The 24,689-nt window shown below is 63.0% G+C and carries 27 protein-coding genes and 1 pseudogene; 5 read left to right on the forward strand and 23 right to left on the reverse strand.

Annotated features, from left to right (window positions below):
• Positions 1-109: 109 nt before the first annotated feature.
• Together LB533_RS09045 and LB533_RS09050 are read left to right on the forward strand one after the other, a co-directional pair.
• A complete protein-coding gene (locus LB533_RS09045) occupies positions 110-721 on the forward strand; it encodes a hypothetical protein (protein WP_224677045.1) in 612 nt (203 codons plus the stop codon).
• 219 nt (positions 722-940) lie between these two features.
• A complete protein-coding gene (locus LB533_RS09050) occupies positions 941-1,126 on the forward strand; it encodes a hypothetical protein (RefSeq protein WP_140637816.1) in 186 nt (61 codons plus the stop codon).
• 303 nt (positions 1,127-1,429) lie between these two features.
• Here the strand turns inward: LB533_RS09050 and LB533_RS09055 are convergent, their stop codons facing one another.
• From LB533_RS09055 to LB533_RS09085, 7 genes are all read right to left on the reverse strand, one after another.
• Positions 1,430-1,732, reverse strand: a complete 303-nt coding sequence (locus LB533_RS09055) for a hypothetical protein (protein WP_224677046.1) — start codon at positions 1,730-1,732, stop codon at positions 1,430-1,432.
• A 98-nt stretch (positions 1,733-1,830) separates the two neighbouring features.
• Positions 1,831-2,370: a MerR family transcriptional regulator gene (locus LB533_RS09060; RefSeq protein ID WP_140494005.1), complete on the reverse strand. Its 540-nt coding sequence runs from the start codon at positions 2,368-2,370 to the stop codon at positions 1,831-1,833.
• Between the two features lie 223 nt (positions 2,371-2,593).
• A complete protein-coding gene (locus LB533_RS09065) occupies positions 2,594-2,917 on the reverse strand; it encodes an integration host factor subunit alpha (RefSeq protein WP_140494007.1) in 324 nt (107 codons plus the stop codon).
• A gap of 101 nt (positions 2,918-3,018) precedes the next feature.
• Complete coding sequence (locus LB533_RS09070) at positions 3,019-3,990, reverse strand: beta-ketoacyl-ACP synthase III (RefSeq protein ID WP_224677047.1); 972 nt, start codon at positions 3,988-3,990, stop codon at positions 3,019-3,021.
• A gap of 9 nt (positions 3,991-3,999) precedes the next feature.
• Complete coding sequence (plsX, locus tag LB533_RS09075) at positions 4,000-5,070, reverse strand: phosphate acyltransferase PlsX (RefSeq protein ID WP_224677048.1); 1,071 nt, start codon at positions 5,068-5,070, stop codon at positions 4,000-4,002.
• Between the two features lie 119 nt (positions 5,071-5,189).
• Positions 5,190-5,738, reverse strand: a complete 549-nt coding sequence (locus tag LB533_RS09080; RefSeq protein ID WP_224677049.1) for a YceD family protein — start codon at positions 5,736-5,738, stop codon at positions 5,190-5,192.
• Positions 5,735-6,283 carry a ubiquinol-cytochrome C chaperone family protein gene (locus LB533_RS09085; protein ID WP_140494013.1) on the reverse strand — a complete coding sequence of 183 codons (549 nt, stop codon included), beginning with the start codon at positions 6,281-6,283 and terminating at the stop codon, positions 5,735-5,737. The genes LB533_RS09080 and LB533_RS09085 overlap by 4 nt, the downstream gene beginning before the upstream one ends.
• A 114-nt stretch (positions 6,284-6,397) precedes the next feature.
• Between LB533_RS09085 and LB533_RS09090 the strand changes: the two genes are divergently transcribed.
• On the forward strand, positions 6,398-6,913 hold the full coding sequence (locus LB533_RS09090) for an outer membrane protein assembly factor BamE (protein ID WP_140637810.1): 516 nt from the start codon (positions 6,398-6,400) through the stop codon (positions 6,911-6,913).
• Positions 6,914-7,154: 241 nt separating this feature from the next.
• Here LB533_RS09090 and LB533_RS09095 read toward each other — a convergent pair whose 3' ends face one another.
• Both LB533_RS09095 and LB533_RS09100 read right to left on the reverse strand, forming a co-directional pair.
• Positions 7,155-9,296: a sodium-translocating pyrophosphatase gene (locus LB533_RS09095; protein WP_224677050.1), complete on the reverse strand. Its 2,142-nt coding sequence runs from the start codon at positions 9,294-9,296 to the stop codon at positions 7,155-7,157.
• 231 nt (positions 9,297-9,527) lie between these two features.
• Complete coding sequence (locus LB533_RS09100) at positions 9,528-10,028, reverse strand: DUF2165 family protein (RefSeq protein WP_224677051.1); 501 nt, start codon at positions 10,026-10,028, stop codon at positions 9,528-9,530.
• A gap of 88 nt (positions 10,029-10,116) precedes the next feature.
• Between LB533_RS09100 and LB533_RS09105 the strand changes: the two genes are divergently transcribed.
• Positions 10,117-10,341, forward strand: a complete 225-nt coding sequence (locus tag LB533_RS09105) for a hypothetical protein (protein WP_224677052.1) — start codon at positions 10,117-10,119, stop codon at positions 10,339-10,341.
• Between the two features lie 25 nt (positions 10,342-10,366).
• Here LB533_RS09105 and LB533_RS09110 read toward each other — a convergent pair whose 3' ends face one another.
• The 4 genes from LB533_RS09110 to LB533_RS09125 form a co-directional block, all read right to left on the reverse strand.
• On the reverse strand, positions 10,367-11,116 hold the full coding sequence (locus LB533_RS09110) for an ABC transporter permease (protein WP_140494023.1): 750 nt from the start codon (positions 11,114-11,116) through the stop codon (positions 10,367-10,369).
• On the reverse strand, positions 11,113-12,051 hold the full coding sequence (locus LB533_RS09115) for an ABC transporter ATP-binding protein (RefSeq protein WP_224677053.1): 939 nt from the start codon (positions 12,049-12,051) through the stop codon (positions 11,113-11,115). The genes LB533_RS09110 and LB533_RS09115 overlap by 4 nt, the downstream gene beginning before the upstream one ends.
• Entirely contained in the window at positions 12,048-13,211 is a 1,164-nt protein-coding gene (locus LB533_RS09120) for an ABC transporter permease (RefSeq protein WP_224677054.1), read from the reverse strand. The genes LB533_RS09115 and LB533_RS09120 overlap by 4 nt, the downstream gene beginning before the upstream one ends.
• A gap of 258 nt (positions 13,212-13,469) precedes the next feature.
• Positions 13,470-14,381: an ABC transporter substrate-binding protein gene (locus LB533_RS09125; RefSeq protein ID WP_224677055.1), complete on the reverse strand. Its 912-nt coding sequence runs from the start codon at positions 14,379-14,381 to the stop codon at positions 13,470-13,472.
• 205 nt (positions 14,382-14,586) lie between these two features.
• Between LB533_RS09125 and LB533_RS09130 the strand changes: the two are divergent.
• Positions 14,587-15,159, forward strand: a pseudogene (locus LB533_RS09130) (NADPH-dependent FMN reductase).
• Between the two features lie 14 nt (positions 15,160-15,173).
• On the opposite strand, the gene LB533_RS09135 reads toward LB533_RS09130, so the two are convergent.
• From LB533_RS09135 to ldtR, 10 genes are all read right to left on the reverse strand, one after another.
• Positions 15,174-16,388: an MFS transporter gene (locus tag LB533_RS09135; protein ID WP_140637803.1), complete on the reverse strand. Its 1,215-nt coding sequence runs from the start codon at positions 16,386-16,388 to the stop codon at positions 15,174-15,176.
• Positions 16,385-16,885: a transcription antitermination factor NusB gene (nusB, locus tag LB533_RS09140; RefSeq protein WP_140494035.1), complete on the reverse strand. Its 501-nt coding sequence runs from the start codon at positions 16,883-16,885 to the stop codon at positions 16,385-16,387. Before nusB ends, LB533_RS09135 begins: the two co-directional genes overlap by 4 nt.
• On the reverse strand, positions 16,882-17,376 hold the full coding sequence (gene ribH / locus LB533_RS09145; protein ID WP_140637802.1) for a 6,7-dimethyl-8-ribityllumazine synthase: 495 nt from the start codon (positions 17,374-17,376) through the stop codon (positions 16,882-16,884). Before ribH ends, nusB begins: the two co-directional genes overlap by 4 nt.
• Before the next feature lie 237 nt (positions 17,377-17,613).
• Entirely contained in the window at positions 17,614-18,231 is a 618-nt protein-coding gene (locus tag LB533_RS09150; protein ID WP_140637801.1) for a riboflavin synthase, read from the reverse strand.
• 11 nt (positions 18,232-18,242) lie between these two features.
• Positions 18,243-19,367: a bifunctional diaminohydroxyphosphoribosylaminopyrimidine deaminase/5-amino-6-(5-phosphoribosylamino)uracil reductase RibD gene (gene ribD / locus LB533_RS09155; RefSeq protein ID WP_140637800.1), complete on the reverse strand. Its 1,125-nt coding sequence runs from the start codon at positions 19,365-19,367 to the stop codon at positions 18,243-18,245.
• Between the two features lie 2 nt (positions 19,368-19,369).
• Entirely contained in the window at positions 19,370-19,849 is a 480-nt protein-coding gene (gene nrdR / locus LB533_RS09160; RefSeq protein ID WP_010915593.1) for a transcriptional regulator NrdR, read from the reverse strand.
• A 139-nt stretch (positions 19,850-19,988) separates the two neighbouring features.
• Complete coding sequence (locus LB533_RS09165; protein ID WP_140637799.1) at positions 19,989-20,579, reverse strand: hypothetical protein; 591 nt, start codon at positions 20,577-20,579, stop codon at positions 19,989-19,991.
• A gap of 79 nt (positions 20,580-20,658) precedes the next feature.
• Positions 20,659-21,972: a serine hydroxymethyltransferase gene (gene glyA / locus LB533_RS09170; RefSeq protein WP_140637798.1), complete on the reverse strand. Its 1,314-nt coding sequence runs from the start codon at positions 21,970-21,972 to the stop codon at positions 20,659-20,661.
• Between the two features lie 549 nt (positions 21,973-22,521).
• Positions 22,522-23,775, reverse strand: coding sequence for a murein L,D-transpeptidase (locus tag LB533_RS09175; RefSeq protein WP_140557007.1), 1,254 nt, complete (start codon positions 23,773-23,775; stop codon positions 22,522-22,524).
• A 349-nt stretch (positions 23,776-24,124) separates the two neighbouring features.
• The gene (gene ldtR, locus LB533_RS09180) at positions 24,125-24,640 is read right to left on the reverse strand and encodes a transcriptional regulator LdtR (RefSeq protein WP_013896002.1); all 516 of its coding nucleotides are present in this window, start codon (positions 24,638-24,640) and stop codon (positions 24,125-24,127) included.
• Positions 24,641-24,689: the final 49 nt, after the last annotated feature.

The following is a 24,689-nucleotide window of genomic DNA, read 5'->3' on the forward strand; positions in this document are numbered from 1 at the left end:
ACCTCGTCGCTCGATAATTTTGACACCCCGTTCGTTGTTTCAATTGCGCCGGCGCGTAACCCAAGACCGTTGCCGGCGCGGCTATCATTTTCCTGAAAGGATCGATGCGATGAAATTGCGGACAATCATGATCGTGCTCGGCGCGCTTTCCAGCCTTGGCCTTGCTGCAACCAGCGCGCCGGCGGCAGACACGGTGCGCGTGCGCGGCGTCGTGGCCAGTTCCGATCAATCCCAGTTGACGGTGAAAAACCGCCAGGGCGGCATGGATAAGGTCAAGCTAGCCGCCGGATGGAAGATATCGGGCGTCGCGGGCGCGTCGGTAAAGGACATCAAGCTCGGCGATTTCCTCGGCATAGCGTCCGTGTCGAAGGCCGATGGCGGCAGCGGTGCGCTCGAGGTCGTGGTGTTTCCCGCTGCCTTGAAAGGCACGGGCGAAGGCGACCGCGCCTGGGACCTCAAGCCCAACAGCCGCATGACCAACGGCACCGTCGCCGACGTGACCGAGGTAAATGGCCGCGCGGTGACGCTGACCTATGACAACGGCCAGACAAAGAAGATCTCAATCCCCGACAAAACACCGGTCGTCACCTTCGCACCGGCCACACCGGCCGATCTCAAGCCCGGCGCGCCCGTCGTGGTCACCGCGACGCGCGGCGCCGACGGCACGCTGAGTGCCAACCGCGTCGTGGTCGGCAACAATGGCGTGGTCCCGCCCATGTAAACCGGTTGCGTCTGCGCCTCGTACCGAAATCTCTTCCGCTCAACGGCACTGTGGGCCCAGCTGTCGCCGGAGCCCACAGCCCTGCGCCGCCAGACACATTCCAGAAACAAATTTCTATATTCGGGAAATACTGACGAAAAAAATCGAGAGCGTAATCCCGCTCGCGGCGATCAGGCCGTCGGCTTGATTCACATTGCCTGCGAAAAAAGGAAAATATCCATGAAGAAGTCCCTCCTCTCGGCCCTCGGGCTTGCAGTTGCACTTGCGTTCACGATGCCAATCCTGAGCGCAACCAGCGCTGATGCGGCGCCGATGCACAAGCATCACCGTCATCATCATCATCGCAAGCACCATCGCAGCCACCATTACCATCACCACCACCACCATATGGCCAAGAAGGCCTGAGCCTAACCGACTGCCAATGAGAAGACCGGTTTAGGGCTCTCGTTCGAAGCCGGTCTTCTCTTGGTTTCCTCCGGACACGCGCCGTATCAGTGCGATCCCGCGGAGCCCGAGAGCTACAACGAGCGTCTGCTCTGAAGAAAAATCCCCTGTTCATGATGCAGACCGACAAGCTGGTGGAAGGGGTCCTTTCTTCGTGGCGCCCGAAGGCGCCGCCGTCCCAAACCGGGTGCATTTTCGGGCGACATAGATCGCCCCCAGCACCGGCTCCGGTGGAACCGTCTTTTGAGAAGAATGAAATAAAGGTCAGCGCCGGCTGAATAGCAGACTGGCGACCAGACCAACTATCACGAGACCTATGGCGGCTGCCGTCGCCGGATGCTCGCGGGCTGATTTCTCGATCGCCCTGCCTCGTTCGCGGATCGCCGGCATCGCATCGTGCAGACGTTCCGCAAGGTCGGAATACGTGTCAAGTGCGGCGTCGCGACCGCCTTCGTAATAAGCGCCGCCCCGCCTGGACACGGCCTTCTTCAGGGCCGCCAGTTCCCTGGAGAGTGCAGCGACCCGCTTGTCGAGATCGACGTCCGAGAGGGCCGAGAATGATGCCATGATGCGTTTCCTTGTCTGCTCAAGCCTTGTCTTGCTCAAGGAAACGTAACGCATCACCCAAAGGCGGGTTCCCGTTCTTCAGGCGCCGCGGTTGCCCGTCAGCGCACCTGGTCGAGGAGGCGCTTGCATTCGAGCAGGTCGAACAACGCTTCCTGCAACAGCGCGCGGTTGTCGCGCGACAGTTTCGAAGCGTCCGGCTGGACCGGGCCTTCCTCGTCGCTCTTGCCAAGGCCGAAGAAACGGCGGCTGGGCTTGACCCTCGGCTGGCCAACCAGTTCGTCATCTCCGCCGCGCGGCTGCGCTGCCGCTGTCAACGGCACCTGATCGGCCTGCTTTCGTTGCGAGATCGCCTCGACGGCGGCCATGTCGCCATTGCCGATGGCAACCAGGAAATGGTTGCCGTTTTCACGCAACAGCTTCTGCACGCCCTTGATGGTGTAGCCCTGGTCGTAGAGCATATGGCGGATGCCCTTGATCAGTTCGACATCCTGCGGCCGGTAGTAGCGGCGGCCGCCTCCGCGTTTCATCGGCTTGATCTGGTTGAAACGCGTTTCCCAGAAGCGCAGCACGTGCTGCGGCAGATCGAGGTCTTCGGCGACCTCGCTGATGGTGCGAAAGGCGTCAGGGCTCTTGTCCATGGGCGAAATCCTCACACTGGAGCATGATCCCGGGACATGGGAACCGGCGTTCGAACGGGATTCCCTCGACAGGAGGGAAGCTCATTCCGGCTGCGCGTAACGATCACGCGGAACACCAATCCGGCCATGTTGCCGAATCGGGTCTCATTTCAGCGGTTTGTGAGGCAATATTCAAGCCCGGCATCTCGCAAGGCCTGTTTTCAACCGGGCATTTGGAGCGAGCCTACTTGCCGCCCTTCGCCTTGCCGCTCTGGTGGGAGCGCAAGATACGGTTCTTCAGCACGTTCGACGACTTGAAGGTCATCACCCGGCGCGGCAGGATCGGCACCTCTTCGCCGGTCTTGGGATTGCGCCCGATGCGCTCGTTCTTGGAGCGGACGTGGAATGTCGCGAAAGACGACAGCTTCACCGTCTCGCCACGGACGATCGCCTCGCAGATCTCGTCCAGCACCGCCTCGACGAGTTCGGCCGATTCAGTGCGCGACAAACCTACCTTGCGGTAAACGGCTTCGGCAAGGTCGGCGCGCGTAAGTGTCTTTCCCCCCATGCGACCGTCCCATCAGCTCAAAACATAAAATCGACACAACAGCGGCAGAGCCTAAGTAATTGATCCGGCAAGGTCAAGGACCGAACCGGACCGTTCGGCACTTACCAGCGAAGCAGAACCGCCCCCCAGGTGAAGCCGCCGCCCATCGCTTCCAGAAGCACAAGGTCGCCCTTTTTGATGCGGCCATCGGCAACAGCCACAGAAAGCGCCAGCGGCACGGAAGCAGCCGAAGTGTTACCGTGCAGATCGACCGTCACCACCACCTTTTGCTCGGCTATCCCGAGCCTCTTGGCGGAAGCGTCAATGATCCGTTTATTGGCCTGATGCGGCACGAACCAGTCGAGGTCGTCGGCGGTGATGCCGGCCTGCGAGAACGTCGCCTCGATGACGTCGGTAATCATGCCCACCGCGTGCTTGAAGACCTCGCGGCCTTCCATCCTGAGATAGCCGACGGTTCCCGTCGTCGAAGGCCCGCCGTCGACAAAGAGCTTGTCCTTGTGGGCGCCGTCGGAGCGCAGGCTCATCGCCAGCACGCCGCGGTCGGCAATATCGCCACCCCCCTCGCCGGCTTCAAGAACCAGGGCGCCGGCGCCGTCGCCGAACAGTACGCAGGTCGAGCGATCGGTCCAGTCGAGGATGCGCGAAAAGGTTTCCGAGCCGATCACCAGCACGCGCTTGGCCAAGCCGCCACGAATATAGAGGTCGGCCGTGGTTACCGCATAGACGAAGCCCGAGCATACCGCCTGCAGGTCGAAGGCAAAGCCGTGATGCATGCCGAGCCGGTTCTGGATCTCGACGGCTGTGGCCGGAAAAGTGTTGTTGGGCGTCGAGGTCGCCAGCACGATCAGGTCGATGTCTCCGGGCGTCAGGTCGGCATCGGCGAGCGCTGCGCGCGCCGCCGCCTCACCCAGCGAAGCCGTCGTCTCGTCGTCGGCCGCGATATGGCGCTGGCGGATGCCGGTGCGCTGGGCGATCCACTCGTCCGAGGTTTCGACCATGCCTTCAAAGTCGGCATTCTTCATGATGCGGCGGGGCAGCGCGGCGCCCATGCCGCGCACGACTGATCTGATCAAAGTTCTTTCCTATTCCTTTGCGTCGCTGACGACGTCGGATTTCCTAGATGTCTGGGCATGCGGATTGCGCGCATGGAACAAGTCCAGGTCGGCCTCGATGCGGTCGAGCAGATTGTTGCGCACCATGTCGTAGCCGAGTTCGATGGCGGCGGCCAAACCATCCGAATCGGCGCCGCCGTGGCTTTTGACCACAATGCCGTTCAGGCCGAGGAAAACGCCGCCATTGGAGCGGCCGACATCCATCTTTTCGCGCAGGCGATCGAACGCGCCCTTGGCGAAGATATACCCGATCCTGGCCATCAGTGTACGGCTCATCGCCGCTCGCAGGTAACCGCCAATCTGGCGCACCGTGCCTTCCGCCGTCTTCAGGGCGATGTTGCCGGCGAAGCCTTCGGTGACGACGACGTCGACCACGCCCTTGCCGATGTCGTCGCCCTCGACGAAACCGTGATAGTTCATCGAGGCCATATTGGCTTCGCGCAGCATGCGCCCAGCCTCCTTGACCTCTTCCTGGCCCTTGATCTCCTCGACCCCGACATTGAGCAGGCCGACACTGGGTCGCGAGACGCCGAAGACCGATCGGGCCATGCCGGTTCCAAGGATGGCAAAATCGATGAGCTGGTGCGCATCCGCGCCAATGGTGGCGCCGACGTCGAGGACCACGCTTTCGCCGCGCAGCGTCGGCCAAAGTGCCGCGATCGCCGGGCGGTCGATGGTAGCCATGGTGCGCAAGCAGAATTTCGACATCGCCATCAGCGCGCCGGTGTTGCCGGCCGAGACGCACGCGTCCGCCGTGCCCGACTTGACCGCCTCGACAGCCTTCCACATCGATGACTTCCAGCGGCCATGGCGCAGCGCCTGGCTCGGCTTGTCGTCCATCCTGACGGCCACCTCGCAGTGGAAGAATTCACTCACACCGGCCAGCTTGGGAAATTTGGCCAGTTCGGGCCGTACGGCCTCCTCCCGCCCGTAGATGACGAAGCGAACGTCGGGACGGCGGGTCGCGACCGTCATGAGCGCCGGAATGACCACGGCTGGTCCGTGATCGCCGCCCATGGCATCGATGGAAATCCTGATCACGCGGTATTCATCTCACGGTTTTGCTTAGGCGGCGGATCGTTTTAGTGATCGCGAAGGTTCGGCGAAAATAGCGGTTTTGGACATTCGCACAACCGACTTTTCCGTCGCGGGTGAGGTTTTCAGGATTTTCCCAGCAGCGACCGCAGTTTCTGCTGAAATTCATTCTCCACCGGTTCGGCCTCGCCGCCGGCATCAAGCGACGCACCCGGCTTGCGCGGATAAGGATCGATGGCCAATCCGAAGAACTGCTCGGCGAGTGCCCCGACATCGATCGTGTCGCCTGAAAATGTTTCGGGACTGTCAGGTCCATCCGCATCGAGCAGGATCTCGCCGCCGCCTTCGAAACCCTGTCGTCCAAGCTTGGAATCCTCGGGCAGGAACAGAGCCTCGAATGATTCGTCGATATGCGCTCCGACCGGATCGAGCGTGACGATACAGGCCTGGGTGATGTCGGCCTCGACCCGGCCGCTGACCTTCACGCCATTGCGTTTCCACGGCGTCACCAGGAACTCGGCGCGGTAGGCTTCGACCGAGAGCAAGCTGTGCTCCTCGGCGAGTGTCGCGCGCTGCGTGGCGTCGGCCTCGATGACCACCGGCAGGCCCTTCTGCGGCAGGCGGGCGACGTTGGCAAAAAACGACACCGGGCTTTGCGGATCGGCGTGCTTCATCGATCTGCCTCCTGGGCGAGCGGAAAGGTCACTGTGCCGGAGACGATCGCCCGGCATGGCTGCGTGGCCAGCCGGTTGCGGGCATCGGCGACATAGTCGGACAGTCGTGACGCTTCCGCCCAGGCCGCGGCGTCGGGCCGGACATTGCGGGCAAGGGCGGCGGTGAGCCCATCATGGTCATTGCGCTCCAATGCGTCGTCATAGGCGGCGGTGCGGCCATAAAACATCTTCGCCAGCTTTTTCATACGCTTGGGCACTCCGACATCGCCAATGCCGAGTTCCCGCAGCGAATGGTCGACGTCGAGGAAAAACTCGTCGATCAGCACCTGAGCGATCTCCTGCGCCACGCCGTCTTCGCCACGCAGCCGGTGCTGGACCAGGAACATGTGCAGCGACAGCATCTCGAAACGGCCAAGCGGCGTGTCCGGCACATTCCAGTGGGAATAAAATACGGTCTGCCGCGCGGCCGCCACGATTTGTGCGTAAAGCGCGTCGGTGATGGCGCGGTTGGCGTGGCGTTCACGACCAAAAAGGCGCTGGAACATGGGGATGGTCTCCGGGGACCGTTTGTTGAATTGGCCTTGTTGCATCGGCAAGCAAGCTGGTTTACCGGTTTTGCGGCCCAGCGCAAGTTGCGGCGATATAATGGAGAATTGTTGTTGCGCGCGCTGAATTTCAAGTCGACCTTCTCTTTCAGGCCCGCTGGCGCGATCTCGCTGCTGGCCATCATTGCGGCGCTTTCGGCCTGCAACAGTTCCAAGATGATCGGCGATCTGAACCCCAGCGAAACGTTGACGCAGGGATATGTCATCGATCAGCAGGCGATCGATTCGGTGCCGGTCGGCTCAAGCCGCGAGCAGGTGCTTCTCGCGCTCGGAACGCCCTCGACGACGGCGACCTTCGACAATGAGGCCTTTTATTACATCTCGCAGACTCGCAAGCGCTACGTCGCCTTCGACAAGCCGCGGCTGGTCGATCAGCATGTGCTGGCGGTCTATTTCGGGGCCGATGGGCGGGTCACCCAGATCGCCAATTACGGCCTGAAGGACGGCAAGATCTTCGATTTCATATCGCGCACCACGCCGACTGGCGGCAAAGACCAGAACTTCCTCAGCCAGATCATCAACGGCGCCAGCAAGCTGGCGCCTGGCATTCCCGGCGGCGGCACTCCCTGATCTCAGACCGCCTCCCCTCGGGGAAGGCAGCACCATCTCAGGCGACCAAAAACCCGTGGGAGCGATCCCACGGGTTTTTGTTATCAAGGGACGGAGAGGCCGGCTCGCCGGTGATGGGCAGCCAGCAACGGCAGGACGCGGACGCAGCCGTTGAAATTCGCTTTCCGCCTTCCGAGACCGCCGTCAAATTAAAGCCCGCGGGGATTGCTCTCCGCGGGCTTTCAATGCCGAGCTTTGCCGCTCAGCCGTGCGCCAGCACCGCCAGCAGCAGGAGCGCCACGATGTTGGTGATCTTGATCGCCGGGTTGACCGCCGGGCCGGCCGTGTCCTTGTAGGGATCGCCGACCGTATCGCCAGTCACCGAGGCCTTGTGCGCCTCGGAACCCTTCAGGTGCTTTACGCCGTCCTTGTCGGTGAAACCGTCCTCGAACGACTTCTTGGCGTTGTCCCAGGCGCCGCCGCCCGAAGTCATCGAGATGGCGACGAACAAGCCGTTGACAATGACGCCGAGCAGCGAGGCGCCGAGAGCCGCAAAGGCCGATGCTTTCGAGCCCGAGATCAGCAGCACGCCGAAATAGACGACGAGCGGCGCCAGCACCGGCAGCAGCGACGGGACGATCATTTCCCGGATAGCCGCCTTGGTCAGAAGATCGACCGCGCGCGCATAGTTCGGCTTGGACGTGCCGGCCATGATGCCCGGGTCGTCACGGAACTGCTTGCGCACCTCCTCGACGATGGCGCCCGCCGCGCGGCCGACGGCCGTCATGGCGATGCCACCGAACAGATACGGGATCAAGCCGCCGAAGATCAGGCCGGCGACGACATAGGGGTTGGAAAGATCGAAGGAGACCTCGCCCATGCCCTGGAAGTAGGGGTATTTGTCGCCATTGGCGGCAAAGAATTTCAGGTCGTTCGAATAAGCCGCGAACAGCACCAGCGCGCCGAGGCCTGCCGAACCGATGGCATAGCCCTTGGTCACCGCCTTGGTGGTGTTGCCGACCGCGTCGAGCGCGTCGGTGGAGTGGCGCACTTCCTTGGGCAGGCCGGCCATTTCGGCGATGCCGCCGGCATTGTCGGTGACCGGGCCGAACGCATCGAGCGCGACGATCATGCCGGCAAGGCCGAGCATGGTGGTGACGGCGATCGCCGTGCCGTAAAGGCCGGCGAGCTGGTAAGTCGAGATGATGCCGCCGACGATGACGATGGCCGGCAGTGCCGTCGATTCCAGAGAGACCGCAAGGCCCTGGATGACGTTGGTGCCGTGCCCGGTCACCGACGCCTGGGCGATCGAGTTGACCGGACGCTTGTTGGTGCCGGTGTAGTACTCGGTGATCACGACGATGAGACCGGTCACCACGAGGCCGATCAGGCCGCAGATGAACAGGTTCTTGCCGGTGATGACCATGCCGGCGACAGTGCCGACCTCGCCCCAGCCAAGCGTGGCCGAGGTGGCGACGCCCAAGCCCACGATGGACAACAGGCCGGTGACGATCAGGCCCTTGTAGAGCGCGCCCATGATCGAACCGTTGGAGCCGAGCTTGACGAAGAAAGTGCCGACGATCGAGGTCAGGATGCAGGCGCCGCAGATGGCGAGCGGATAGAGCATCGCCGCACTCAGAACCGCGGTGCCGCCAAAGAAGATGGCGCCCAGAACCATGGTGGCGACGACTGTGACCGCATAGGTCTCGAACAGGTCGGCGGCCATACCGGCGCAGTCGCCGACATTGTCGCCGACATTGTCGGCGATGGTGGCGGGGTTGCGCGGGTCATCCTCGGGAATACCAGCTTCGACCTTGCCGACCAGATCGCCGCCGACATCGGCACCCTTGGTGAAGATGCCGCCGCCGAGACGGGCGAAGATCGAGATCAGCGAGGCGCCGAAGCCGAGTGCGACCAGCGAATCGATGACGACGCGGTCATTGGGCTGAAGCCCCATGAAATGGGTGAGGATCAGGTAGTAGATCGACACGCCAAGCAGGGCAAGCCCGGCAACCAGCATGCCCGTGATGGCGCCCGACTTGAAGGCGATGTCGAGGCCGGCGGCAAGGCTGTTGGAAGCGGCCTGTGCCGTGCGAACATTGGCCCGCACCGAAACATGCATGCCGATGAAGCCGGCCGCGCCCGAAAGCACGGCCCCGATCAGGAAGCCGATCGCGGCGGTCATGGACAGCAGCCACCAGGCGAGCAGCAGCACGACCACGCCGACGATGGCGATGGTGGTGTACTGGCGCGCCAGATAGGCTTGCGCGCCCTCACGGATGGCTGCGGAGATTTCCTGCATGCGTGCGTTGCCCTGGTCCGAAGCGAGGACCGAACGTGTCGCCCAGATGGCGTAAAGGACAGAAAGCAGGCCGCAGGCGATGACGGCGGAAATTATGGTCATTGCCGGGTTTTCCTCGATTGCTGGCCCAAAAGAACCCCTCCCTGGGCCGTTGAGACAAAGACGGAATCCCGTGCACGGAATCCCCCTCTTCGCAGCGGTGTATGCGAAACAGGGCCGCGAACGTCAAGATATTGTTCGGTTTTTGCCCGGCTTTCGCCCAAAAGAGCCAAACGGCGGCAGGTGTCGCCATGCCGCTGCTGCTTTATATCGATTGAAATCGCCAATCAGCAGTCAGGCCTGGCGCAGATCGCCGTCTGGCTGGATGACGAAGATCAGCACCGCCAGCATGGTCATGTAGAACATGAATGCCTTCTGCTGCCCGTTCCAGATGCTCGACTGCCACATGGCGAACCACTCGCCGCCCACCACCATGAATCCAAGATACCAGATCAGGAATCCCATCGTCGCGGCGATAACGGCGAATTTCTTGGCATCGTTGAAAACCTGTCCGCTGGCATTGCGCGCCTGCCACAGGTTCCAGGCAGCGATCAGGTAGAGCAGAGACGTCAGCGCCTCGCCGGCGATGATGAGCCAGTAGCCCGCCGTCCACAGCGAGGGGTTGGTGATCGAGCGATACATCAACGCGTTGCCGGGAAAGGTCGTGTCCATGCTCAGCACATGCTGGACAAAGGCGAAGTTTGAGCCGTAATCGGTGACGTTGCCGAAAGCGACAAGAAAGGCGAAAGCCGCCAGACAGAGACACATGACGATCTTGGAGAAGCGCAAGGTCATGGCAAGAACTCCTGCTGAAGGATCGGGGCATCGGCCCAATCAATCGCCGAGTCCCGAAGATCACGCAACTGGCAGGCGGGTGTCGATTATGCTCACTGCCAGCGCAAGACATTATGCCGGCAAGCAAGTCATCGCCGAACCCATCGAGGCGCTCGAGCTCGGCAGCGATTGCGCCGTGGGTGATCTTGTCTCGCTCGTGAAAGCCGGCACACAACACGACTTTGCCGTCATCTGCCGCCGCTGGATCTGCAAAGACCAAGGCATCGAACTCGAACTGACGCTCGACCACCCTGCCCGTTCAAGTGGACGTTGAAAGATCGGAGCTCCTGGACAGAAGCCTACTCGGCCTGGCGCCCCATGCGCCGCGCGGCATAGCGTTCGACCGCCGACAATCCGTCATAGATCAGCACGGCCAAGGCGGCGACGATCAGGCCGCCCTGCAAGATGAAAGCGAGATTGTTGGACAAGAGCCCGGCAATGATCACCTCGCCCAACGTCTTCGCTGCAACCGTCGAGCCAATGGTGGCGGTGGCGAGGCTGATAACCACCGACAGCCTTATGCCGCCGAGAATGACCGGCGCGCTGAGCGGCAATTCGACCTTCAGCAGCCTTTGCCAACCGGTCATGCCGGCACCGCGCGCCGCTTCCATGACATTGCCGGGCAATGTCGTCAGGCCGGTCAGCGCGTTCTCGAAGATCGGCAGCAGACCATAGAGGAACAATGCGATCAGCGTCGGCTTCTCGCCGAACCCGACCGCCGGCACGGCAAGCGCCAGCACCGCCACCGGCGGGAAAGTCTGGCCGATATTGACCAGGCTGCGTGACAGCGGCAGGAATTCGGCGCCGGCAGGCCTGGTGACCAGGATGGCGAGCGCGACCGCCACGATGGTGGCGGCGAGCGTGGCGATCAGCACGGTGCGCAGGTGCAGCAGCATCAGCGTCAGCAGGCTGCCCTGATTGTAGATCACCGGCGCGCCGTTCTCGGTCAGCGGCTTGAGCAGCGGCTCGAACCAGCCTGGACTGGTGACGAAAGCGACCAGCAGCACCACCAGCGCAAGCCTGAGCAGCAACGGCAGCCAGGCTTTCATGCCGGCCTCGCCGCACGCTTCACCAAGCCGTCGACGGTAACGCGGCCGAGCGGCTTGCCGTCGGCATCCCTGACCGGCAGCGCCGGACGGCCGGACCAGAGAAGTTCGGCCAGCGCGTCGCGCTGGCTGGCGTCGCCGGGGATCGCCTCACCTTCCGCCGCGCCCTTTTCGACTGCGTCGCGCACGCGGCCGAGCGACAGCAGCCGGAACGGTTTTTCGCTGGCGCCGACCAGGGTCTCGACGAAGCCGCTGGCCGGCCTCGCCAGTATCTCCGCCGGCCTGGCATATTGTACCAGCTTGCCGGCATCCATGACGGCGATCTTGTCGCCCATATGCACGGCCTCTTCCATGTCGTGGGTGACGAGGATGATGGTGGTGCCGAAGCGCCTCTGGATCGCAAGCAGATCTTCCTGCGCCTTGGTGCGGATGATCGGGTCAAGCGCGCCGAACGGCTCGTCCATCAACAGCACATTGGGTTCGGCCGCGAGCGCGCGGGCGACGCCGACGCGCTGTTGCTGGCCGCCGGAGAGCTCGTGCGGATAGCGCGGCCCGTAGGCCTTCGGGTCGAGCTGGTAGAGCGTCATCAGTTCATCGACACGGGCCTTGATGCGATCCTTGTCCCAGCCAAGCAGCACCGGCACGGTGGCGATGTTCTGCGCCACCGTCCGGTGCGGGAACAGGCCGTGGCCCTGGATGGCGTAACCGATGCTGCGCCGCAGCTCGTAGCCCGGCACCGAGCGGTTGTCGGCGCCGTCGAGCTTGATGACGCCGGAAGTCGGCTCGACCAGCCGGTTGATCATGCGAAGCAGCGTCGTCTTGCCGGAGCCCGAGGTGCCGACGATGACGCAAAGCGTGCGGGGCTCGATGATCATCGAGACATCGTCGACCACCGTGGTCGCATCGTAACGCTTGGTAATGCCTTCGATCTCGATCATGCGGGGTCCGCCCTGCGCTTGGTTGAGGTCATTTCGATCACCGCGTCGAGAATGATGGCGGCAGCGAAGGCGAGCGCGACCGTCGGCATGGCGCCAAGCAGCACCAGGTCCATCGCCGTCTGGCCGACGCCCTGGAACACGAACACGCCGAAACCGCCGCCGCCGATCAGGGCGGCGATGGTGGCGAGGCCGATGTTCTGCACAAGCACGATGCGGATGCCGGTGAGAATCACCGGGAAGGCCAGCGGAAACTCGACGCCGAACAGACGTTGGCGATCGGTCATGCCCATGCCGCGCGCCGCGTCATTGGCGGCACGCGGCACACCGGCAAGACCGACCACGGTGTTGGCGACGACCGGCAGCAGCGAATAGAGGAACAGCGCCACGAACGCAGGTGCCGTTCCGATGCCGCGGATACCGAGCGCGGCCGCTCCCGGCACATGCGCCGCCACCCAGCCGAGCGGCGCGATCAGCAGGCCGAACAGCGCGATCGAGGGAATGGTCTGGACGATGTTGAGCACGTTGAGCACGCCGGCGCGCAGGCGCTCGACGCGATGGCACAGGATGCCGAGCGGCAGGCCCACTATCACTGCCGCCGCCAGCGAACCGAGCGCCAGCGTGACATGTTTGGCGCCCTCGGCCCAGAAACTGTCGGCACGGTTGAAATATTCCTTGAGGATCGAAAGACTGTCCCAGGATCCCGATATCAGCAGCAGCCCGATGGCGAGCGCGGCAACGACAAGCACGCCGACACGTGACCAGGGAGACAGGTTCATTCTCGTCAGCACGTCGGCCAGCAGGAGGGTAAAGGCGAAAATCAGCAGCCAGAATCCGGAGGCCGGCGAAACGCGCGCGAAGGTATTGCCTGCCGGGGTCAGGAATGTCCCGGTGACGCCGATCAACAGCGCGAGAGCCGCCAATGTCACGACGCTGGCGGCCAGGCGCAGCACGAGCGGCGTTTTCAGCAGCGCGACAAGCGCGGCTGCGACAACGATGGCCAAAAGCAGCGGGCCGGCCATTGCCGGAAGTGCCTCAACGATCGATCGCGCCTGGCCGGGCACGATGCGATTGGCGCGGAACGTGGCGAAAGGAGCGGCGAAAACCGCATAGGCAGCGATCGCGGCGATGACCACGCCGAGCTTGTCGAAGCGGAGGGTCATAGGGCGCATCTGCGCAGAGCGACGTCACCAGAACGCAACGCAGTTGCAGAATTGTGAGCTCTGTGCGAGGCGCCCCCCTCTGGCCTGCCAGCCATCTCCCCCTCGAGGGGGGGAATCGAATGTCGCAGGGGCATTCGCCAATCTCTGACGCCGAAGAAAGAAGCGGGGCGCAGGAACTGCCAATCTCCCCCCTTGAGGGGGAGATGTCCGGCAGGACAGAGGGGGGCGCCTCGCACTGGTGCCACGATCTGAGGCTGTTTACTTCAAGAACCCGTTCTTCTTCAAAAAGTCTTCCGCCACACCCTTGACCGGCTCTCCGCCGACCTGGACGCGGCCGTTGAGCTCCTGCAGCGTGACGAGGTCGAGCTTGGCGAAGACCGGCTTCAACAACGTATCGATCTCGGGATGCTCCTTCAGCACCGCCTCGCGGATGATCGGCGCCGGCTGGTAGACCGGCTGCACGCCCTTGTCGTCGTCGAGCACGACCAGCCCGGAGGGCGCGATGCCGCCGTCGGTACCGTAGACCATGGCGGCGTTGGCGCCATTGGTCTGGTTGGCTGCCGCCGCGATGGTCGCGGCCGTGTCGCCGCCGGAGAGCGTGATCAACTGGTCAGGTTTCAACGCGAAGCCGTAGGTGGTCTGGAAGGCGGGCAAGGCCGCGGCTGAATTGACGAACTCGGCCGAGGCCGCGAGCACCACCTTGCCCCCGCCGGCGACATATTTGCCGAAGTCGGACAGGGTGGCGAGCTTGTTGGCCTCGGCCACCTCCTTGCGTAGTGCGATCGCCCAGGTGTTGTTGGCCGGCGACGGCGACAGCCAGACGATCTTGTTGGCGTCATAGTCGAGCTTCTTGGCCGTCTCATAGGCCTTGGCGGCGTCCTTCCAGACCGGGTCGTCGGTCTTCTCGAAGAAGAAGGCGGCATTGCCGGTGTATTCGGGATAGATGTCGATCTCGCCGGCGGTGATCGCCTTGCGCACCACCGGCGTGCCGCCAAGCTGGATGCGGTCAGTGGTCTTGACGTTGTTGGCGTTGAGGACGAGCTGGATGATGTTGCCGAGCACGCCGCCCTCGGTGTCGATCTTCGAGGAGACGACCACCTGAGCATTCGCCGATGCTATCGCAATACCGAGCGCGAGCGCCGCGCCAGCCAGAATCTTGATTGAAAACATTGTGAAAATCCCTTGCTGTGAACCGGAATTCGGTGCCGCATATGAGCACGGCTCCAACGTCTCGTCGGGGCACACGGTTTCATAACAAGTGGTACAGACGCAATATTTTTGTTCGGAAGGCCAATTGCGACGCGACGCTGGCGATCTGCTGACATTTGGCGGATAATGCGGTGAGGGTGCGGGTGGCAAACACGGAGAGCGTGTCATGGCCATACACAAAGTCGGTTACCTCATCGGCAGTCTTGCCCGGGAATCCATCAACCGCAAGCTCGCGAAGGCGCTCGTTCAACTTGCCCCTCCCGAACTCGATATGACCGAAATCGCCTTCAAGGATCTGCCACTCTACAGCTACGACTATGACGCCGATTTCCCACCGGTCGCCCAGGCTTTCAAAAAGGCGATCGCCTCCGTCCAGGCCGTATTGTTCGTCACCCCGGAGTACAACCGCTCGATCCCTGGTGGATTGAAGAACGCAATCGACTGGGCCAGTCGGCCCTAGGGCAAGAATTCGTTCGCGCGCAAACCGTCAGCCGTCATCGGAACATCGCCGGGCGCCATCGCGACCGCCGTCGCCCAACAAAGCCTTCGAAGCGTTCTGAGTTTCTGCAATTCACCCCAGATGAACGCGCCTGAAGCCTACATACAGTTCACGCCGGGGCTGATCACGGACGACGGCGAGGTGACGGTCGAATCCACTAAGGACTTCCTGCGCAACTACATGGCTGAGTTTCACATGTTCATAGCGCGAGTGCTTCAGGTTCTGCCGCCGGACGCATAAATTCAAATTGGGCGTCAAGCCAGACGCAAGCTCGCCATCCTCAGCGCGCCGAGCGCGACGAAGCATAGCACGGTGACGGGAAAGATCATCCAGTTCAGCATGGTCCAGCCCCAGGCATTGTAGACCATGCCCGACATCAGCGAGGCGCAGGCCACGGAGCCGAACAGGACGAAGTCGTGGAACCCCTGCACCTTGCCCTTTTCGGAAGGCCGGTAGCCTGCCGCGACCATGGCCGTGGCGCCGATGAAGCCGAAATTCCAGCCGAGGCCGAGCAGGATCAGCGCCGTCCAGAATTGCCATAGCGTCAAGCCGGACAGCGCGACGACCGCACAGCCGATCAGCAGGAGGAGGCCGGCCGCGACAATGCGTTCAGCACCGAAGCGATGGATCAGCGATCCGGTGAAGAAGCTCGGCCCGAACATTGCCATGACATGCCAGGAAATGCCGAGCGTCGCATCGTCCTCCGACAGGCCGCAGCCGACCATGGCGAGCGGCGCACCGGTCATGACGAAGCTCATCAGGGCATAGCTGCCGACGGCGCAAAAGAGTGCCGCGACGAAACGCGGCTGCGTAACGATCTCGGCCAAGGGCCGGGCATCGCTGCCGGCAATTTCCGTTCCGCCGGCGGTGGCCCTCGCCGGCAGGCGCAGCAATGACAGGATCGCTGCGCCGACGGCGGCCAGCACCAGTATGGATGCGAACGAACCGGCAAACATCACCGGTGCGAACAACTCGCGGGTGAAGATGACGATCTGCGGTCCGAGAATGGCGGTGATGATGCCGCCCGCAAGTACGAAGGAGATCGCGCGCGCCTTGAACTGCGGCGGCGCATTGTCGGCGGCGGCAAAGCGGAACTGCTGGACGAAGGCGCCACCGACACCGATCACCGTCAGGCCGAAGGCGAACAGCCAAAAATTGCCATGGAAGAGTGCCAGCGTCGCGACCAGACCGCCAAGCGCGGTGACGATCGTACCGGTCATAAAGCCGCCGCGCTGGCCCATCGCGCGGATGATGGCCGCCGCCGGCAGCGCGCCGAGCGCCACGCCGAGATTGAAGCCGGTGATCGGCGCCGTCGCCAGCGACTTGTCGGGACCGAGCAGATATTGACCGGCCAGCGCGCCCATGGAGATGGCGATGGGCGCTGCCGAACCGATGATCGCCTGCGAGGCGGCGAGGATCAACGCGGTGCGCCGCGCCTCCCTGGCCGCCTCAATGGCGGCCGCCGTCATGAAGCGTCCTTGCCGCGTCCCTCGCCACGCACCCGACGGGAGACGCGGTCGAGCACGGCGTTGACCAGCTTCGGCTCGTCTTCCTCGTAGAAAGCCTTGGCGATATCGACATATTCGGAAACGATCACCGCCACCGGCACGTCTTCGCGCTTCATCAGTTCGTAGACACCGGCGCGCAGGATTGCGCGCAGCGTCGAATCGAGGCGCGACAGCGGCCAGTCATCGGTCAGCGCCTGGCGGATAACCGGATCGATGGTTTTCTGGTCCTCGACGACACCGGTGAGGATGGCGCGGAACCATTGGGCATCCGCCTCGCGGTAAAGCGCACCATCGACTTCCTTGCCAAGACGAAACGCTTCGTATTCGGCCGTGATCTCGAAGACGCCGCTGCCGGCGACATCCATCTGATAGAGGGCCTGCACGGCGGCAAGCCGCGCCGCGCCGCGCTTGTTGGCGTGGCGCACCGTGGGCTGTCCGGGCGAAGCGGGGTCGCTCACGATCGCGCTCCCAGTCGTTCCTTGAGCGCGATCATGGTCAGCGCCGCGCGCGCGGCAAAGCCACCCTTGTCGCCTTCCGAACGTTTGGCCCGCGTCCAGGCCTGTGCGTCGTTTTCCGTGGTCAGGATGCCGTTGCCGATGCAGACCGAGTCCTGCACGGACAGGTCCATCAGCGCGCGGCTGGATTCATTGGCGACGATATCGAAGTGATAGGTGTCGCCGCGGACGACGGTGCCAAGCGCGACGAAGCCGTCATAGTTCGTGCCGCCTTCCGCCGCGCCGTCCAGCGCGAAGGTAATGACGGCGGGAATTTCGAGCGAACCTGGAACGGTGACGACGTCGTAGGTCGCATCCGCTTCGTCAAGCGCGCGTGTCGCGCCTTCGAGCAGCGCGTCGGCAAGATCGTCGTGGAAGCGTGCCTCGATAACGAGAAGGTGGGCCTTCTTCTTCGGGCGAATGAACGCTTTGCCGTGTTGGGATGTGCCAGCCATAAATGTCTCCGGGATCGCCGGTGACTTAGGCCGAAGCCGGATTGATCGCAAGCACAAGATTGCCTCATTGGGCCGGGGTACCGAGATCGGACAATCTGTAGCGAGGCTTTGAGCCCAGGCAACAATGGCGTGGGCCACTACTCGGCCAGCATCTATATCGGCCACCTCATCCGCGCTTGCACTTTGGAACTCCTGTGTTCCATCACCGCTAGTTCCTCATGAACAGCTCGGCGATGCTCAAAGCCCCTCCTTCGCCGCTTCCGCCAGGCGGGCCGCATAGCGGGCCATGGTGTCGATCTCGAGATTGACGCGGTCGCCGACCTGGCGCTCACCCCAGGTGGTGACGGTCAGCGAATGGTGGATCAGAAGCACGTCGAAGCGGGTGCCATCCACCTTGTTGACGGTGAGCGAGGTACCGTCGAGCGCGACGGAGCCTTTCGGCGCGATGAACTTCGCCAGCTCGCGCGGCGCTTCCAGCGTGAAGCGAACGGCGTCGCCCTCATCCTTGCGCTCGACGATCTCGGCGGTACCGTCGACATGGCCCGACACGATGTGGCCGCCAAGCTCGTCGCCGATCTTCAACGCCCGCTCAAGATTGATCCGCGTGCCCGATTTCCAGCCCATTGCCGTCGTCAGCCGGAGCGCCTCCTCCCAGACCTCGACTTCGAACCAGCGCGCGTTCGAGCCGCTGTCGGGCAAGGCCGTCACGGTAAGGCAAACGCCGCCGCAGGAGATCGAGGCGCCGATGGCGATGGTTTCGGGATCATAGGCGGTGTCGATGCGCAACCCCACGCCTTCCCGCAGCGGCTTGACCGCCGCGACGGTGCCTACGTCTGTAACAATGCCGGTAAACATCGGTGTTGATCCTAAAAGTCTCTTATCCACTCGGCGTAGCTGTCCTCGCCGAACCGCATCTCGCGCAGTTTGCGAAATCCCGCCGGGACATGGTTGGCATCGATGGGCGATACAATGCCCCCCTTGCCGATCGCCTCCGGCCCCCGGAACAGCACGATGCGGTCGACCAGGCCTTCCGACAGGAAGGCGCTGGCCACCTTGGCTCCGCCTTCGACCAGCACGCTGGCCATACCGAGCGCGGCAAGATCCTCGAGCAGTTCCGGCAGCGCCACGCCGCCTTCATGCGTCTCGGTGCCGATGAAACGCACGCCGGCGCGTTCGAGCGTTGCCCGCCGCAGAGGATCCGCTTCCAGACAAGCCGCGACGTAGAGCGGCACCCTGTCAACACCGGACACCAGTTTCGAAGTCTCAGGCAGCCTGATCTGCCTGTCGAGCACAATGCGCGCCGGCGACCGGTTCTCCAGTCCCGGCAAGCGCACCGTCAGCGCCGGGTCGTCCTCCAGCGCTGTGCCAATGCCGACCAGGATAGCATCAGCCTCGGCGCGCATCAGATAGACTTCGCGGCGCGCAATGTCGCCTGTGATCGACACCTGCCCGGCCCCTTCCATGCCGATCTTGCCGTCGCTGGAAAGCGCTAGCTTGAGAGTCACTTCCGGCCGTTTCCTAAGCGATCGAATGAGATAGCCGGCCATCTGCTCGGCGGCCTCCGCCGCCAGGACATTCTCCACAACCTCGACGCCCGCGGTGCGCAGGATCGCGTAGCCTTGGCCCGACACGCGCGGATCGGGGTCGCTGGCGGCGCCAACGACGCGCGCGATGCCGGCATTAACCAGAGCGTTGGCGCAAGGCGGCGTGCGTCCGTGATGCGCGCAAGGCTCCAACGTGACATAGGCGGTGGCGCCGCGCGCCAGTTCGCCCGCTTCGGCGAGCGCCTCGGTCTCGGCATGCGGGCGGCCGCCGACGGCGGTGACGCCGGTGCCGACGATCATCGGGCCCAAGCCATCGTCGCGCACAATGAGTGTGCCAACGGAAGGATTGGTTGAGGTCCGGCCCGCATTCTTGCGCGACAGTCGGAGTGCAGCCGCCATGAAACGGCGGTCAAGGGCTGCCTGTTCGGCCTCGCTGCGTTCCGCCATGCTCAGCCGGCGTCCTCTTCGCTCTTGTCCTCGTCGCCCTTCAATTCCCCCAGCAGCTCATGGAAATCCTTGGCCTCGCGGAAATTGCGGTAGACCGAGGCAAAGCGGACATAGGCGACGTCGTCGAGCGACTTCAGCGCTTCCATGACCAGCCGCCCAACCTCACCCGAGGCCACTTCGGTCTCGCCGGAGCTTTCCAGCTGGCGCACGATGCCGGTCACGGCACGATCGATGCGCTCGGGATCGACATTGCGCTTGCGCACCGCGATCTCGACGGAGCGCAAGAGCTTGTCGCGGTCGAAAGGCACTTTTCGCCCCGACTTCTTGACCACGACGAGGTCGCGCAACTGCACGCGCTCGAAGGTGGTGAAACGGCCGCCGCAATCGGGGCAGACGCGACGCCTGCGGATCGCCGCGCCATCCTCGGCGGGGCGCGAATCCTTCACCTGCGTATCTTCGGACTGGCAATAGGGACAGCGCATTGAGAGCCTTGGGTTCGCGAATCTGGTGAGGCGAAAAGGCTTAGAGCCTTTTGCCACGATGGCAAGGCACGCAGACCCTTTCGCTCCAGAGATAGCGAGCCGCGAGGCAGATTGCCAGCACCCGCTTCCGCGCGCTTGGCTAGGGTGCAACGTCCTTGGTCGGAAAGCCGCATGATGTGCCGAGGTTGCGGTAGGCCTTGGTGAAGCCGTCCATTGGAATGCTGGCGAAAGCCTCTTTGCCGAAAGCGACATCGAGCGAGGTGACTTTGCGCATGGCTCGCAAGAGCGCGAGACTGGTCTTGGGCTGGTTGTCGACCGTCCAGCTGGGACGGCCGTTGACGGCATCGTTCGAATAGACGGTGGCGGAAACCTTGACGCCAGGATCACCAAAAGTGGCGGCGATCTTCTTGCCGGTGGGAAGGTTCCCGTTGTCGACAATAATCATGATGGCCGGGTAGGCGTCCGGCGGCATGGCGTCGCCGTTCGAGATCGACAGCGTCAGCGTGCCCGAATTGCCGCTGGCATCGAAAAAGGCGGTCGAAGCGGCGCAGGTCTTGCGCGCATCCTGGCCGGTGTCGAGCGTATCGACGATGGTTGTCCATCTGCCGAAGGTAGCGGTGGCGGGCATTTCTGGGGCGGGTTGGGTCTGCGCAAGGGCAGCTCCGGGTAATGTCAGGAAAACGCCCAGCAAGGTATGGACGCCAAGAGTGGCGGGGCGGAAATTACGCATCGTCTGGTCTCCAGTTCGGCGCGTCGACCGATTGGGGTCGGCGCACCGCTGGCGATAAAAGATGACGCGTGGCGCGAGGTCAACCGAGATAAGGGTAGAGCGGGAATCGATCGGTCAGTGCCACGACCTTGGCCTTGACCGCGGCCTCGACCGCGGCATTGCCGTCATCGGAATTGGCGGCCTTGAGGCCATCCAGCACCTCGGCGATCAGCTTGCCTATTTCGCGGAACTCGGCCTGGCCGAAACCGCGCGTGGTGCCGGCGGGCGTGCCAAGCCGCACGCCTGAGGTTACGAAGGGCTTTTCCGGGTCAAAGGGGATGCCGTTCTTGTTGCAAGTGATGTTGGCGCGGCCAAGCGTTGCCTCGGCGCGCTTGCCGGTGGCATTCTTGGGGCGCAGGTCGACCAGCATCAGGTGGTTGTCGGTGCCGCCCGACACGATGTCGAGGCCGGTCTCCTGAAGGCTGGACGCCAGCGCCTTGGCGTTGGCGGCGACGCTCTCGGCATAGAGCTTGAAGCTCGGCTTCAGCGCCTCGCCGAAGGCAACCGCCTTGGCGGCGATGACATGCATCAGCGGTCCGCCCTGCAGGCCGGGGAACACCGCCGAGTTCATCTTCTTGGCGATCTCCTCGTCATTGCACAGGATCATGCCGCCGCGCGGGCCGCGCAGCGACTTGTGCGTGGTGGTCGTCACGACATGGGCATGCGGCAGCGGCGAGGGATGCACGCCGCCTGCCACGAGGCCCGCGATGTGGGCCATATCGACCATGAGGTAGGCGCCGACCGCATCCGCGATCTCGCGAAAGCGCTTCCAGTCCCAGATGCGCGAATAGGCGGTGCCGCCGGCCAGGATCAGCTTCGGCTTCGTCTCATGCGCCGTCTTCTCGATGGCGTCCATGTCGAGCAGATGGTCGTCCTTGCGCACGCCGTAGGACACGACCTTGAACCATTTGCCGCTCATATTGACTGGCGAGCCGTGCGTCAAATGCCCGCCGGAATTGAGATCGAGGCCCATGAAGGTGTCGCCCGGCTGCAAGAGCGCCAGGAACACCGCCTGGTTCATCTGGCTGCCGGAGTTGGGCTGCACATTGGCGAAGTTGCAGCCGAACAGTTTTTTCGCGCGCTCGATCGCCAGCTCCTCGGCGACATCCACGAACTGGCAGCCGCCATAGTAGCGCTTGCCCGGATAGCCCTCGGCGTATTTGTTGGTCATGATCGAACCCTGCGCTTCGAGCACGGCGCGCGAGACGATGTTTTCAGACGCGATCAGCTCGATTTCGTGGCGCTGGCGACCGAGCTCGTTGCGGATGGCGCCGAAAATTTCCGGATCGGCATCTTCCAGCGTGGTTTCGAAGAAGGATTCGAATTTGTTCGACGCTGCCGCTGCTGTTGCCATGGCCTGAATTCCTTAGGTCCGGAGGGTCGGTTTTGTCTTGTGCATGCCGTTATCCCAAACCGCTGCACATTTTTGGATGACAGGATTGGGTTCGCCGCGCATTAACACAGTTGTTTTCGCCTCGCCACGTTTGCGGCGCGAAATTTGCTGGCCGGATTGCGGCAAGCAGAGCGGCGGACCGTTATTTCCTGTCGCGCCGCTGCTTCAGAAGAGCCTCGGTCAAGGTGATCTCGGAAAACAGCGCCCGCATCGTATGGTCATTGATCTCGCGGCTGAGAAACATGGCGCGTAGCGCGGCGCGCTCGGCTTCTATGCCGGCCGCCCTGAGTTCAAGCTCCAGACGGCTCGCCTCGCGCGCTTCGTCGGCGTCGTCGGAAGCGGCGATGCGGCGCCGGTACCCGGCGACGATGCTGTCGGCAACGGCGAGCCGTGCCTCGACGGCCCCGCCCTCGCCTGCCTCATTGGCGATGCTCTCGGTGTGAACGGCCTGGCGGCGGCGACAGGAAAAGGCCGGCCCAAGAGCGGCCTTTTCCCTGAATAATCAGTCTCTTAGAGCGACGAGGTGATCTGCAGCTCGTTGTTTCCGTCGAGGCCATATATGTCGTCGCGGAACTGGACGACGCCGGGGCCCGTCGACCAAGCCGAGAGATAGAGGAAATGCACCGGCACCGGGTTGGTGACCTGGATCGGCGTGTTTTCGCCGGTCTTGATCGCAGCCTCAAAATGCTGGCGGTCCCAGCCGGGCGTGTCGCGCAGGATCCAGGTGACGAGGTCGCGCACGTTTTGCACACGCACGCAACCCGAGGAATCGAAGCGCATCATCTTGCCGAACAGGCTCTGCTGCGGTGTATCATGCATATAGACACCGTCCGGGCTCGGGAAATTGATCTTCACCGACGCCATGGCGTTGTCCGAACCGGGATCCTGGCGGAAACGGTACTTGGCCGCGTCGTCGGTCGACCAGTCCACATTCATCGGATCGACTTCGCTGCCATCTGGCGCAAACAGGCGAATATGGCTGTTCTTGAGATAATCGGGGTCCTTGCGCATCAATGGGATGATGTCCTTGCGCACGATCGACACCGGCGCGTTCCAATATGGATTGACGATGATCTCATTGATCTTGGAATTGACGATCGGTGTCTGGCGATCGATCTTGCCCACGATCGCGGTATGGCGAAGCACGACGCGGTCGTTCTCGACCGCCTCCACCTGCGCTGCCGGAATATCGACCAGCACATAACGGCTGCCAAGCGTGCCCGCCTTCTCCTTCAATCGCTGGAGATTGGTTTGCAACTGGCCGAGCCGGATCTGCGCCGAAACGTTCATCGCCGCGTAGGTATATTTGCCCAGCGCTCCGTCGGCCGGCAGGCCGTGGCGCAATTGGAAGCGCTTGACCGCCGAGTCGACATAGGAATCGAAGGCCGTCGAGATGCCGGCGCTCTGCGACAGGTCGCCGGCGACCATCAGGCGCTTGCGAAGCGGCACGACATCGGGATCGTCGACGCCGAGCTGCAGTTTCTTGGTCGCGGGAACCTCGACCCAGCCGCCCTGCCCGACGATGTTCTGGTACTGCGCCACAGCCTGCTCGGTGAAGGCGACGGTCTGCGGGCTGAAGATGGGCAGCGTCGAGGCCACCTTGCCGCCTGCGCTGGCGCGGGCGTCGAACTGATCGTCCCAGTTGCCGCGCGCCGAGGACTTCAGGATGTCCCCGATCACGTCCTGCGCGCTGGCGCGGCCGGCAACAACGGCGGCTGCGAGCGCGGAGGCTCCGGAAAGGAAGAAACGGCGGCTGGTTCTCATGGACGTTCCAGACATATGTAGCAGTTCGAACACTTGCTGCGTTGATCATCGGGCGATCTCGCCCGTACTCTAAAATTGGCAATCTTAACAATTAGCCAACCATGGTCCGCATCACCTCGGTGTGAAAACGCGCAAGGCTACACGGCTACGGGTGAACCCATGGTCTTTACCACAGCATCACTGCCATCTTCGGTTCCATTGGAATATGGCGGCAACGTGGCCTTGGCCCGCAATTTGCTTCGGCCAACGCAACGAAAAGAAAAGACCGATGCTTTTCGGCACCGGCCCTGACTGGAGGTCGCTGTTGCTGCCACGCTTCTGTGGCGCGGCTTCTGATTGGAGACGTGGCTTACATCCGGTAAGCGATGGTGTCGTTCCAGAAGCGGTCGAGACGCTGGAGGGCGCGGTTCATCTGCTTGAATTCGTCGGTGTTGATGCCGCCGACCTGCTCGATCGAACCGACATGGCGCTCATAGAGACCGGCGACCACGTCCGCCACCTCATTGCCTTTCGGCGTCAGCGAGACGCGGACGGAACGACGGTCGATGCGCGACCGCTGGTGGTTGATGAAGCCGAGATCGACAAGCTTCTTGAGATTGTAGGAGACGTTCGAGCCGAGATAGTAGCCCCGCGAGCGCAGCTCGCCGGCGGTCAGCTCCGAATTGCCGATGTTGAAGAGCAGCAACGCCTGGATGGCGTTGATGTCGGAACGGCCGTTGCGGTCGAACTCGTCCTTGATCACGTCGAGCAGACGGCGGTGCAGGCGCTCGACCAGTTGGAGCGATTCCATGTACAGGGAACGGATTGCCTCGCGGCGATCGTCGGAAACGTTGGCGGTCTTTGCCGCCGGACGCGAATTGATCATTGTCTTTGCCTCTCGTTTGTCGCCCTGGTGATTTTTTGTTTTTCACCTT

Source organism: Mesorhizobium sp. BR1-1-13 (assembly GCF_020165515.1).
In the GTDB taxonomy this organism is placed as follows: Bacteria; Pseudomonadota; Alphaproteobacteria; order Rhizobiales; family Rhizobiaceae; genus Mesorhizobium.

Bases quoted from the DNA above. Each gene is read 5' to 3' on its own strand.
- LB533_RS09110 (WP_140494023.1), bottom strand. From the start codon at position 11,116: ATGAAAGCCTGGCTGCCGTTGCTGCTCAGGCTTGCGCTGGTGGTGCTG.
- LB533_RS09065 (WP_140494007.1), bottom strand. From the start codon at position 2,917: ATGGGGGGAAAGACACTTACGCGCGCCGACCTTGCCGAAGCCGTTTAC.
- LB533_RS09085 (WP_140494013.1), bottom strand. From the start codon at position 6,283: ATGTTCCAGCGCCTTTTTGGTCGTGAACGCCACGCCAACCGCGCCATC.
- LB533_RS09150 (WP_140637801.1), bottom strand. From the start codon at position 18,231: ATGTTTACCGGCATTGTTACAGACGTAGGCACCGTCGCGGCGGTCAAG.
- LB533_RS09115 (WP_224677053.1), bottom strand. From the start codon at position 12,051: ATGATCGAGATCGAAGGCATTACCAAGCGTTACGATGCGACCACGGTG.
- nrdR (WP_010915593.1), bottom strand. From the start codon at position 19,849: ATGCGCTGTCCCTATTGCCAGTCCGAAGATACGCAGGTGAAGGATTCG.
- ribD (WP_140637800.1), bottom strand. From the start codon at position 19,367: ATGGCGGAACGCAGCGAGGCCGAACAGGCAGCCCTTGACCGCCGTTTC.
- LB533_RS09175 (WP_140557007.1), bottom strand. From the start codon at position 23,775: ATGAGAACCAGCCGCCGTTTCTTCCTTTCCGGAGCCTCCGCGCTCGCA.
- LB533_RS09165 (WP_140637799.1), bottom strand. From the start codon at position 20,579: ATGCGTAATTTCCGCCCCGCCACTCTTGGCGTCCATACCTTGCTGGGC.
- LB533_RS09120 (WP_224677054.1), bottom strand. From the start codon at position 13,211: ATGACCCTCCGCTTCGACAAGCTCGGCGTGGTCATCGCCGCGATCGCT.
- LB533_RS09100 (WP_224677051.1), bottom strand. From the start codon at position 10,028: ATGACCTTGCGCTTCTCCAAGATCGTCATGTGTCTCTGTCTGGCGGCT.
- LB533_RS09050 (WP_140637816.1), top strand. From the start codon at position 941: ATGAAGAAGTCCCTCCTCTCGGCCCTCGGGCTTGCAGTTGCACTTGCG.
- LB533_RS09125 (WP_224677055.1), bottom strand. From the start codon at position 14,381: ATGTTTTCAATCAAGATTCTGGCTGGCGCGGCGCTCGCGCTCGGTATT.
- LB533_RS09080 (WP_224677049.1), bottom strand. From the start codon at position 5,738: ATGAAGCACGCCGATCCGCAAAGCCCGGTGTCGTTTTTTGCCAACGTC.
- LB533_RS09105 (WP_224677052.1), top strand. From the start codon at position 10,117: ATGCTCACTGCCAGCGCAAGACATTATGCCGGCAAGCAAGTCATCGCC.
- LB533_RS09095 (WP_224677050.1), bottom strand. From the start codon at position 9,296: ATGACCATAATTTCCGCCGTCATCGCCTGCGGCCTGCTTTCTGTCCTT.
- LB533_RS09045 (WP_224677045.1), top strand. From the start codon at position 110: ATGAAATTGCGGACAATCATGATCGTGCTCGGCGCGCTTTCCAGCCTT.
- glyA (WP_140637798.1), bottom strand. From the start codon at position 21,972: ATGGCAACAGCAGCGGCAGCGTCGAACAAATTCGAATCCTTCTTCGAA.
- LB533_RS09055 (WP_224677046.1), bottom strand. From the start codon at position 1,732: ATGGCATCATTCTCGGCCCTCTCGGACGTCGATCTCGACAAGCGGGTC.
- ribH (WP_140637802.1), bottom strand. From the start codon at position 17,376: ATGGCTGGCACATCCCAACACGGCAAAGCGTTCATTCGCCCGAAGAAG.
- LB533_RS09060 (WP_140494005.1), bottom strand. From the start codon at position 2,370: ATGGACAAGAGCCCTGACGCCTTTCGCACCATCAGCGAGGTCGCCGAA.
- LB533_RS09135 (WP_140637803.1), bottom strand. From the start codon at position 16,388: ATGACGGCGGCCGCCATTGAGGCGGCCAGGGAGGCGCGGCGCACCGCG.
- ldtR (WP_013896002.1), bottom strand. From the start codon at position 24,640: ATGATCAATTCGCGTCCGGCGGCAAAGACCGCCAACGTTTCCGACGAT.